Source organism: Nannocystis bainbridge (genome assembly GCF_028368995.1).
Classification (GTDB): domain Bacteria; phylum Myxococcota_A; class Polyangia; order Nannocystales; family Nannocystaceae; genus Nannocystis; species Nannocystis bainbridge.
In genome coordinates this window covers 2,646,970-2,658,042 of the sequence record NZ_JAQNDL010000001.1, presented here as the reverse complement: position 1 = coordinate 2,658,042, position 11,073 = coordinate 2,646,970, and the positions used below count along the sequence as shown (strand labels likewise).

Sequence of the window (11,073 nt, the reverse complement as noted above, 5' to 3'; positions counted from 1 at the left end):
GCTCCGAGGGACAGGCTCAACCTTTGCCGAGCTGGTCGCGCAGCTCGCGGGCCCAGCGCTCGAGGTCGTTCATGGTCGCGGCGGCCAGCTCGGGGGCGGGGGCGAGGGCGGCGATGCGGTCGCCGAGCAGCTCGCGGGCGCGGCGGAGGCGGCTGCGCACGGTGCCCTCGGGCAGCTCCAGCGCGGCGGCGATGGCCGGGGCGGTGAAGCCCTCCCAGTAGAACAGCTCGACGACGATCTGCAGCTCGAGCGGCAGCGCGCGCAGGGCCTGGTAGAGGAGCTGCAGGTGCTCGCGGCGGTCGATCAGCGCGCTGGGCGACTCGCCGAGGTCGGCGACCGAGACGGTGTCGCCGTCGAAGATGCCGTCGCGGTACTGGTCGCGGAAGCGGCGGAGCAGCAGGTGGCGCGCGATCCCGAACAAGTAGGCGCGGACCGGCACGCCCTCGGGCAGCCTGTCGCTGCGCTCGACGAGGGCGAGGAAGGTGCGCTGCACGAGGTCCTCCACGCCGGTCTGGACCTTGCTGTAGAAGAAGCGGGCGATCGGCTCGAAGTGGCGGGCGAACAGCCGGCTGCCGGCCCGCTTGTCCCCGCCGCGCCACGCGGCCACCAGCGCCTCGTCGGTCTCCACGGGGGAATGGTAGTCGGGTCGGCCGCGGGCGGTGAAAAAAATCGTCCGCGGTCGTGATCGAGCGGCATGCTCGAGGAACGTCGCGGGAGAGAGCCTCCCATGACCGCCGTCGCCTTCGAAGATTTGACCCCGAGCTCCGACACGTTGCACGCGCCCGACCACGAACCACTGCGCCCGCTCGAGCAGATCCGCCGGCAGGTCGCGGCGGCGCTGTTCGACGAGCCGCACGAGCCGAGCACGATCGCCCGGTTCCAAGTGCTGCGGGTGGTCGGCGCCGGCGGGATGGGGGTGGTGTACGCGGCCCGCGACCCGCAGCTCGACCGCACGGTCGCGCTCAAGCTGCTGCACCCGGGCCAGCTCGGGCCGCGGGGGCAGCAGCGACTGCTGCGCGAGGCGCAGGCGATGGCGCGGCTGCAGCACCCGAACGTGCTCGCGGTGTTCGACGCCGGGGTGCACGCGGAGCAGGTGTGGATCGCGATGGAGTACGAGGGCGGCGGGACCCTCGGCGACTGGCTCAGGGCCGGGCCGCGGCGCTGGCAGGAGATCGTCGAGGTCTTGCTGCAGGCCGGGCGCGGGCTGGCGGCGGCGCACGCGGCGGGGCTGGTGCACCGCGACTTCAAGCCGGCCAACGTGCTCGTCGGCGGCGGGCGGATCCGTATCTCCGACTTCGGCCTGGCCCGGCTCGGCGAGGACGCGATCGCCGAGGCCGAGCAGACCACCGAGGACCACGCGGCGGCCCTGGCCGAGCCGATGACACGCACCGGCGCGGTGCTCGGGACGCCGGCGTACATGGCCCCGGAGCAGCTGCAGGGCCGTCAGGCCAGCGCGCGCAGCGATCAGTTCGCGTTCTGCGTGGTGTTGTTCGAGGCGTTGCACGGGCACCGGCCGTTCCGCGGCGACAACGTGGCCCAGCTGTGCGAGGCGTTCGAGCGCAAGGCGATGGTCAAGCCGACGCGGCCGCTGCCGCGGGCGCTGCAGGCGGTGCTGGAGCGCGGGCTGCAGACCGATCCGGAGGCCCGGTTCGGATCGATGGAAGCGCTGCTGGCTGCGCTGACCCGGGCCGCCGGGCGACGGGTGTGGCGGCCGGGGCTGGCGGTCGCCGGCGTGGCTGTCTCTGCGGCCATGTCCTTCGGGGCATATCAGTATTTCGCCGGCGACCCGCCGACGCCGGCGGCGGCGGTCTTGCCGGAGACGGTGACCTTCGAGCTCGACGAGCGGCCGGGCAAGAGCATCGACGAGGTGTGGAACGGGGAGCGGGAGCGGACGCTGCGGGCGGCGCTGCCGCAGGTACGGGTGGAGGTCGACATCCTGGTGACGGCGCTCGACGCCTACGCGGCGCGCTGGCGCGAGGTGTCGGCGACGCCGTCGGCGACCAAGGACGCCTACAACTGGACCAACACGTGCCTCGAAGACCGCCTCGGCGCGCTCGACGATCTTGCGACGGTGGTGGCGGAGGGGGCCCGCGAGAGCGCGGCGCTGGTCGGACACGCGGCGGAGTTCTTGCCCGACCTCGCCGACTGCGCGGAGCCGTCGCTCTACAACACGCTCACCAGCCAGGGCTTCGCGGCGACCCGGCGCGCGGGCTGGCGCGCGCGCTTGCTGTTGGCCGCCGGTTACGCGCCGCGGGCTTTGGCGGCGGCGCGGCAGCCGGAGATGGGCAAGAACATGGAAGCGCTGGCGTCGGCGATGTTGCTGGGTGACGCGCGCGTCAACGCCGAGATCGACCTCGCTGTCGGCGTCCTCCAATTTCACGATCCGTCGGACGAGCCGAACAAGTTCACGTACAACGATCCGCGCTCGGGCGAGCGCATCGTTCATCTCGAGCGCAAGCCGCCGCCGCGCACGCGCGCCCTCAAGGCGTTGCGCACGGTCGCGGAGGCGAGCGCGACGGCCGGGTTCGCCGATGTCGCGGCGCGGGCGTGGGCCGCCGAGGCCGAGCTGCTCGAGGCCGGGCCGCACAGCGACCACGCACGGCTGGCGGCGTGGGACGGCCTGCGCGCGGCGCTGGCCAAGCTGCCGGCGGAGCACCGACTGCGGCGCCGCCTGGCCGCCGACCTGGCGATCGTCGCGGCGGCGCACGTGCGCCACGTGGTGCCCGCGGGCGGCTGCGCCTCGGTCGAGGACACGCGGTCCGCGTGCGAGCCGGTGCGCGTGGCGCTCCACGAGTTCACGAGCGCGCTGCGCGGCGAGACCGACGCGGCGCGGCGCGGGTGGCTGCGTGAACAGCAGGCGGCGCTGCTCGAGTACGTCGGCGACGTGGCCGGCGCGCAGGCGCTGCGGACCGCGAGCGCCGACGAGCCCGACCGCCGCAGCCCGGGCGAGCGCGGGTACCTCGACTTCTCGGCCGGCACCGTCGTCGCGAACACGCCGGAGCTCGCCGAGGGGGTGCGCTGCACCTACGACCACAGCCGCTGCGAGATCGATCCTGCCATCGTCGCCGGGGACATCGATCCGGAGGCGCTGCTCGAGGGCGGATGGTTCAGGCCGGACGGCAAGGACGGTGAGCTGGTCGGGTTCCGGGTCGGAGGCGCGTACGGCAGCGACGTGATGCGCCGGCTCGATCTCCGCACCCGCGACCAGATCGTCGCCGTCGACGGCGTGCCGGTGGGCCAGGACTTCCTGTGGGACACCGACGCGGTGCTGTCCCGCGGGCGGCTGACGCTGACGATCGAGCGCCGCGGCAAGACGCTCGAGCGGGAGTACGTGCTGCGAGCCCCGCGATAATAACCATATGTCGGAAGAGACATATCGTAGCACCTGCATTTGACAGCACCGGGCCGAGCCGCTGCGCCGGGGAGACGTCATCGTCGATAGAAACGTGTTCCAGGCGCTGCTACGCCCGTGTGAACGTGGTTTATCGGCGAGCGCGGCCGTCGAGGCCAAATGTCGGGAGTGTCCCGCGATCGGGCCAATGAATTGTCCTCACCCTCGCTCGGGTGGCCCCTGATCAATCCTCGGATATGCAAGGCGGAGCGGGGCCGGGCTCATCGGCCGAATCGGTCGTGAAGCGGCGGCATACCGCGATTCGGCTGGATGAGCCCGGAATCATCACACTGGCGGACTCGTGCGTGGCATGGCGCCGAATCGGCGATGGACGGCGCCGGCCACGTGGCTACCGTTGCCTACAGTTTGCAGGTGCTGGCAATGAATTGGTCGTTCGCGCGGACTGCTATCGTGCCAATTCGCCAGCAATTGCCGCCCAAACGCTGGAATTCGCAGCGCGGCTTCCGCAACCCGCCGGCCTGAGACCGGGCTCGGCCCGGCCTTTGTCGCGTTGCACTCGGATCTATCAATTTGGCCGAAAGAGCCTCTGCAGCGGCTCTGACGGCGGTGTAGCGAACCGACCACGCGGCCATTGGACCCCGGGGCGCATCGTCCACCCACGATTTTTTGCTTGCCCCGATCGACGTGCGCCCCATGGTTGCCTCGTCAATGTCGCCTGCCGGGATCCTCCGCGGCGACTCGATGGTCTCCTCGCCGCGTAGACCCCCATCTACCAGCGATCTACACACTTTCCGACACCGGAAGGAAGGCTCACCATGACCCGCATCATCTCTTCCATCTTCGTCGCCGCCGCGTTCGCCACCACCGCCGGGATCGTCGTCACGACCCCCTCTGCCGACGCCCACGGCTGCGAGAACGGCTGTGGCGGCGGCTTCCCGGGCTGGGGAGGATTGGGGCTCGACCTCGACATCGACATCGACCTCGACGGCGACATCGACCTCGACCTCGGCAAGTGCTTCGACATCGAGGTCGGTCTCGGAGCTGATTGCGCGATCGTCAAGGACCTCGAGGCCGAGCTTTACTGCAATCCGCTCAGCGTCGAAGCCGCGTGCATCGCCGAGCTCGGCGTCGATTGTGGCCTCGACGCGTTCCTCGACTGCGTGGCCGACGTGACGGCCCACTGCGAGGCGGAGATCGAGGCTGACGGCGCGCTGTTCTGCGACGGCGTGTTCCTCGGGTCGGCGGGCTGCGGCGACGACCTCGGCATCGACATCGACCTCGGCATCGACATCGACATCGACCTCGACGGGCTGCTCGACGCCTGCTTCGACGTCGACCTCGATGCGGACGTCGACCTCGACCTCGACATCTGCCTCGACGTGAACCTCGGGGCCAACGTGGAGTGCGCGGTCGACCTGGGCCTCGAGTGCCTCGCCAAGTGCTCGCCGGTGGCGGTCGAGGCGGCGTGCATCGTCGAGCTCGGCGAGGACTGCAGCCTTCACGAGATGGCGGCCTGCCAGGCCGGCCTGATGGCCCACTGCCAGGCGGCTTGTAACCTCGGCGGCGCGCTGTTCTGCGACGGCGACATCTACGCCGGCTTCTTCTTCTGCGAGTAATCGCAGGACCGACTGCGGGCCCGGCCGCGATCGCCGCTGGCTGGCCCGACCCCCTTCGATGAGCGCGGCGAGCTCGCTTGACCAGGACCTCCTTGCGAGCTCGCCGCGTCTCGTCCCCTTCGTGCAAGGATTCGAAGGTGGCCACCGCTGTCCTCCGGGACACGGTGGGCCACACGCTCCCGACGAGAGCGGCCGGAGTAACGGTGCATGCGACTCCTGGCGCGAACCGGCCGCTCTCGTCACCTTTTCTGCGATGAACGATGCGGGGCCACGCGCGCGGATCTTTCGAGATCCGAGGCTCGTGACCACGCGCTTTCGCGAGCCGGGCGCTCTCGGGCGGTGATTCGCGCGTGGGAGAGGAACTGACAGTGAGGCCGAAGGATGACATCGGGTGCCGGTGCATCCATTCTTCCCAACGGCGAGCGCTGGTTTATTCGCCGGCGCACCAGGTCGCGCACGGGAATCGTTGCAGATGTCCCGATGGACATGTTGCGACGCAGCGAGCGCGAGGGTCAGGCTTCAGCGACCATCATGCGGCGCAGGCGGGCGAGGGCTCGCAAGACCTCGTCGCGGTGGCGGGCGAGGATGAGCCAGCGCGGCAGGCGAGCCAGCAGCGCCCGTTCGCCCAGGCGGATGCGGAGGCGCTCGCGCAGCGGGCTGCGCACGTCGTCCTCGAGCAATTGCAGGTGCTCGGCGTCGTGGGCCCACAGCACGTGGCCGCAGCACATCGTGCGCAGCCACGGCTCGGCGCTGGTCGGCTCGTCTTGCACGAAGCTGCAGGCGCGGCAGTACATCCGGCGCTTGCGCGTCGGCGGCGGATCGCCGACGTAGTCGGTGACGAAGCGGGCGCAGCCGTCGCAGCGGGGACAGACGACGAGGCGGACTGCCTGCTCGAGCGGCCCGCCGGTCAGCTCCTGGTCGTGCAGCGACGGAATCGCTGCGGCGGTCCGCTGCGGCGCTTCGGCATGGCCAGAGCGTCGCACGAGGGGAGGCGCTCGAGCCAGCGCGGGGCTGTCGTGGGCAGCCGCGAATTCGCCGTGTGGCTACAGCAGCGTGGCGATCAGGGCGCAGGCGAGGTAAGCCAGGCTGATGTAGCCGTTGAGATCGAAGAACGCCTTGTCGATCCGGCTGAGATCGCCGGGGCGCACGATCGCGTGCTCGTAGACGAGGATCGCCGCGATCAGGGCCACGCCGACGCCGTGGACGACGCCGAGGCCCTCGCGCACGTGCACGACCATCAGCGCGGCGACGGTGGCGACGTGGAGGAGGCCGCTGAAGACGAGGGCGCCGACGGTGCCGAAGCGGACGGGGATCGAGTGCAGCCGCTGCTCGCGATCGAAGGCTTCGTCCTGCAGACTGTAGAGGATGTCGAAGCCGGCGACCCAGGTGGCGACCGCGAGCATCAGCCACAGCGGGGTCGCGGGCGCGGCGAGATCGCCGGTGACGGCCACCCACGCGCCTCCGGGCGCCAGCGCCAGCGCGACGCCGAGCACCAGGTGGGCCGCCCACGAGAAGCGCTTGAAATAGCTGTAGGCGAGCACGACCAGCAGGCAGGCCGGCGACAGCAACAGGGGCACGGGCCCGAGCAGCCAGGCGCAGCCGAGGAAGGCCACAGAGGCGACGACGGTCAGCAGGACGGCGGCGCGCAGCGAGACCAGGCCGGCGGGCAGCTCGCGCATGGCGGTGCGCGGGTTGGCGGCGTCGATCCGGCGGTCGACGATCCGGTTGAAGCCCATGGCGGCGGTGCGCGCAGCCGTGAAGGCGAGCACGATCAGCGCGAGGCGCCCGAGGTCGAGGCCGGGCCCGCCGTGCGCGAGCGCGTGCCGGTGGGCGAGCGCGACCGCGGCGAGCGCGAACGGCAGGCCGAAGACGGTGTGGCTGAAGCGGACGAGTCCGCCGAGGCGACGCACGACGAGCCACGGGGCCGGAGCTGCGGTCACGCGCGCGAGTGTAGCAGCGCGCGAGGCGGGGAGGCCGCGGCAGGCGGCCGGAGGGGCGTGCGGAAGGGCAACCGGGGCGGCCTGGGCGGTGCGACGGGCCGCACGCGGGTGCGGTCCGGGCGCAGGGGAGGAGGGGCGAGGCGGAGAGGATGTCCTCGGGGACAGGTCGCAAGGCGAGGCGCGCGGCGAGACGCGAGGTGCTCGAGCGCCAGGGGTGGATGTCCCGAGAGACATGTGGATGGAGCGCGCACGCGTGCGCGAGGATGGCGCGAGAGCGCCAGGATGGCGCGCGAGTCATATGTCCCGAGAGACAGGTGCATCGAGGTCGCCTGCTCGTGCGTCCGGTCGCGCACGCGTGCGCCAGGACGGCGCGCGAGACATGTCCCGAGAGACATGTGCATCGAGGTCGCTGCTCGTGCGTACAGGCGAGCGCGCGCGCGCGCGTGCGCCAGGGCGGCGCGCGAATAACATGTCCCGGGAGACATGTTCTCCGAGACAGCGATGGTTCACTATGTCCGGCGTGTCATGGCGCGAGTGACATACCGTGCGGGCATGTCTCGCTCGAGAAATCGCGTGACCGTCGGCTGCAGGCTTTTGCGGGCCCTCGCGCCTGTGCTACACCGGCAGCATGATTGCGTTTCGTGGCTTTAATTACTGGGTGTTCACGGGTTTGTGCTGCGGTGCGATGGCGTGCTCCACCGCGCAGGAAGGCTCGTCGCAGACGGCGCCGCAGGAGACCGAAGGAGCGACCGAGGGCGTGACCGAAGGGGCGACCGAAGGGGCGACCGAAGGGGCGACCGAAGGCGCGACCGAGCCGACCGATACGGGCGTCGATCCGACGGAGGGCGCGACGGAGGGTGCGACGGAGGGCGCGACGGAGGGCGCGACAGAGGGAGAGACAGAGGGAGAGACCGAGGGCGAGCTGCCGGCCGCTTGCTCGGAGAGCGACCCGGCGGCGCTGGCCGAATTCGTGGTGGAGATCGACGACTCGGACGGCCACCACGACGTCGACCTGCCGTGCACGGTCGGCGCGGTGGCGACGGAGGCGGGCAAGTCGGTCACGACGCTGACCTGCCTCGACGGCGACGTGCCGCGCAGCGCGAAGCTGATCTTGCCGGCCGCGCCCGAGGGCGAGGTCGCGTGGGCCGCGGGCGACAACGTGCAGCTGGCCTCGCGCTTCGAGAACCTCGAGGTCTACTCGGAGAAGCAGCTCGAGCTGCGCGCCGCCGCCGACGACGCCCTGCTGGCGGCCGGGTTCGCGCCGCGGGTCGGCGGCCTCATCCCCGAGGTGTTCGCGCCGATCGCCATCGAGCTCACCGAGGCGTGCGGCCCGGTCCATTTCGACGCGCTCGAGACCTCGTACCAGCTCGACTTCACGCTCGAAGGCCAGGCCCTGAGCCTGTTCTCCGGCCACCGCGGCGAGCTGGCGATCGGCGGCGGCGAGAGCTTCGCCATCGACGTCGAGCGGGCGCAGTACAACACCTGCTGCCACGCGCTCGAGAGCTTCACGATGCTGGTCCGGCGGGTCGAGGTCGGCGAGTAGCGCCGCGGGACATGTCCTCATGGACATGCCCGAGCGGGCATGTCCCGAGGGACATCCGGCCTACTTGCCGAGCTTGGCCTTGAGCTTGGTGAGGCGCTCGTCGGCGTCGCGGGAGCCGAGCTCCTTGGCCTTGTCGTAGGCGCGGCGGGCGTCGGCGTAGCGCAGCAGCTTGAAGTAGGCGTCGCCGAGCTTGAGGTGGTAGAGGGCGGTCTTCGGCGCGGCGGCGATCGCCTTTTCGGCGTAGTCGGCGGCGCGCTGGTGGGCGCCCTTGTCGAACTCGAGGTCCGACAGGCCGATCAGCGCCACCGCGTTGCGGTTGTCGGCGGCCAGCGCCTGGTGGAAGAGCGTCTCGGCCCGCTTGCGGTCGCCGGAGGCCAGGGCGGAGCGGGCGTCCTTGGCCAGCGTGGTCGACTGTTTGACGTCGCGCTTGCTGCCGGCCGCGGGTGGCTTGCTCGGCGTGCTCGGCTCGGGCTCGGGCTGGGCCGCGGACGGCTGCGGCGCGCCGGGCTCGGCGGCGGTCGTCTCGGGCCGGGCCTCGTTCGCACGGCGCCCGCCCTTCGGCCGCGCCTGGGTCGACTGGACCAGCTTCTCGGCCGACGCGGCGATCACCAGCGACGTGTTGTCGGCGCCGTCGACGAGGTCGAGCAGCGCCCTGTCGCGCTTGCTCGTGTCCTCCTCGGCGAGCGCCACCAGCACGCCGGTGTTGCGCAGCTCGGCCGGGGTGAAGCCGCCGCTGAGGGCCCGGTCCTCGAGGTCGGAGATGAAGCCCGGGGTCACGCCGGAGCGCTCGCGGGCGCGGACGTCGTTCGGGTCGAACAGCACCGCCTGGATGTAGTAGTCGCGGGCGAACGGCTTGCCGCCGTCCATCTCCCAGTACTGATCGCCGAGCCGGACCAGCGTCTGCGCGAACTCCTCGCGCAGCTCGATCGCCTTGCCGTTGGCCAGCGAGCGGGCCCCGCCGCGCAGCTCCTCGAGCGCGCGGATCTTCAGCAGCGCGGTCAGCTGGGGCTCGTCCTCGGGCGGGTAGACCCAGTAGGCGCGGGCGCCGGCGGCCCGCGCGTCGTTGACGAGGGTGTCGACGGCGAGCTGCTCCTCCGGCGCGGGCGCGCGGCGCAGGTTCCATAGCGCGAGCGCCAGCAGCAGCGCCAGCAAGGTGCTGGCGCCGGCGATCGCCGGCCACAGCCACCGCCGTCGCTGGCGGATCATGCCCGGCTGCGGCATGTCGCGGCGCAGCCGCTCGTAGCGGTCGGCGTCGACCTCGGGCAGCGCGAGGTCGTCGTAGGCGGTGTGCAGGCCGGCGGCGATCTGGGCCTCGCACAGGGCGGCCTCGACGTCCCGCATGTCGCGGTAGCGGTGGTCCGGCTCCTTCTCGAGGCAGCGCAGGATCACCGCCTCGAGCGCCGGGTGCACCGAGCCCGGCGGACACAGCTCCGACGGCGGCGTCGGCGTCTTGGCCAGCTGATGCTCGAGGATCTCCTCGATCGTCGGCGCCACGAACGGCGGCTTGCCGACCAGCAGCTCGTAGGCGGTGCAGCCGAACGAGTACATGTCGAGGCGGCCGTCGAAGCTCTGGCCCAGCACCTGCTCGGGTGCCATGTAGTGCGGCGTGCCGGCGGCCCCGGCGTCGGTCTCGGCGTGCACGGTGGCGATGCCGAAATCGACGACCTTGACCCAATCGGCCTTGCCGTTGTGGCCGACCAAAATGATGTTGTCGGGCTTGACGTCGCGGTGGATGATCCCGACCTCGTGCGCCGCCGCCAGGCCCTTGCAGACCTGGCGCAGGATCCCGATCATCCGCGCCTGGTCCATCGGACACTTGTCGAGCTCGCTGTCGAGGCCGTGGCCGTTCAGCAGCTCCATCGCGAACATCAGGCGGCCGTCGGGCAGCTCGCCGAAGTCGAAGATCTCGACGATGTTGGGCGAGCCGATCCGGCTGGCGGCGCGGGCCTCGTCGCGGAAGTGGGCCGCCTGCTGCGGGTCTTCGCTGGCCTCGTGGCGGAGGATCTTGAGGGCCACGCGGCGCTCGATGTCCTCGTGCTCGGCCTCGTAGACGACGCCCATGCCGCCCTCGCCGAGCCAGCGGATCAGGCGGTAGCGGGTCCCGGGGACCCGGCGGCCGGGCAACAGGCGGACCTGCTTGCTGTCGGCGTTGCCCTGCGCGGCGCCGCTGCGCGTGATGACGCGGCCGGGGCCGCCGCGACCGGTCTTGCCGGCGAGCGGGCGCACTGGTTCGGGGCGGGCCTCGTCGCCCGGGCCTGCGTCCTTGCGGGTGATGGCGTCGGGCCGCGGGCCGCTGAGCTCCTTGCGAGTGACGGCGCGGTCGTCCTGGCGGACCGGCGGTGGCGCCTGCCCGAGGTGGTCCTTGCGCGTGACGGCGCGGTCGTCAGGGCGATCGGGCGCCGGCGGCTCGTCGAACGAGATCGTCCAGGAGTCGACGGCCGCGGCAAGGCCCGCGGGGCCGCGCGGCGGGGCGGGCACGAGCGGGGCCGGGATCAGGTCTCGGGGCGGCGCGGGCATCCGGGCGGGCGCTTCGAGTGTGGGCGGCCAAGGGGGGCCAGGACAAGGGGTGAGAACCACGGTGCGCGATTTCGCGCGGTGCGGGCACGCCCCCGCGGGCGCACT

7 protein-coding genes are annotated in these 11,073 nt (G+C 71.8%); 3 read left to right on the top strand and 4 right to left on the bottom strand.

Annotation, left to right across the window (positions count from 1 at the left end; translation table 11 throughout):
• Window positions 1-16: 16 nt before the first annotated feature.
• Window positions 17-628 (bottom strand): RNA polymerase sigma factor, encoded by a 612-nt coding sequence (locus POL25_RS10440; RefSeq protein ID WP_272085799.1) that lies wholly within the window; start codon window positions 626-628, stop codon window positions 17-19.
• A gap of 99 nt (window positions 629-727) precedes the next feature.
• Here POL25_RS10440 and POL25_RS10435 point away from each other — a divergent pair, with 99 nt between their 5' ends.
• Both POL25_RS10435 and POL25_RS10430 read left to right on the top strand, forming a co-directional pair.
• Window positions 728-3,352, top strand: coding sequence for a protein kinase domain-containing protein (locus POL25_RS10435; protein WP_272085798.1), 2,625 nt, complete (start codon window positions 728-730; stop codon window positions 3,350-3,352).
• An 815-nt stretch (window positions 3,353-4,167) separates the two neighbouring features.
• Window positions 4,168-4,968, top strand: coding sequence for a hypothetical protein (locus tag POL25_RS10430; protein WP_272085797.1), 801 nt, complete (start codon window positions 4,168-4,170; stop codon window positions 4,966-4,968).
• 512 nt (window positions 4,969-5,480) lie between these two features.
• Here POL25_RS10430 and POL25_RS10425 read toward each other — a convergent pair.
• Window positions 5,481-5,951, bottom strand: a complete 471-nt coding sequence (locus POL25_RS10425; protein ID WP_272085796.1) for a hypothetical protein — start codon at window positions 5,949-5,951, stop codon at window positions 5,481-5,483.
• A 60-nt stretch (window positions 5,952-6,011) separates the two neighbouring features.
• The gene (locus POL25_RS10420) at window positions 6,012-6,908 is read right to left on the bottom strand and encodes a UbiA-like polyprenyltransferase (protein ID WP_272085795.1); all 897 of its coding nucleotides are present in this window, start codon (window positions 6,906-6,908) and stop codon (window positions 6,012-6,014) included.
• A gap of 628 nt (window positions 6,909-7,536) precedes the next feature.
• On the opposite strand from POL25_RS10420, the gene POL25_RS10415 reads away from it, so the two are divergent.
• Window positions 7,537-8,451, top strand: coding sequence for a hypothetical protein (locus POL25_RS10415; protein ID WP_272085794.1), 915 nt, complete (start codon window positions 7,537-7,539; stop codon window positions 8,449-8,451).
• Between the two features lie 60 nt (window positions 8,452-8,511).
• Here the strand turns inward: POL25_RS10415 and POL25_RS10410 are convergent, their stop codons facing one another.
• Window positions 8,512-10,968, bottom strand: a complete 2,457-nt coding sequence (locus tag POL25_RS10410; protein WP_272085793.1) for a serine/threonine-protein kinase — start codon at window positions 10,966-10,968, stop codon at window positions 8,512-8,514.
• Window positions 10,969-11,073: the final 105 nt, after the last annotated feature.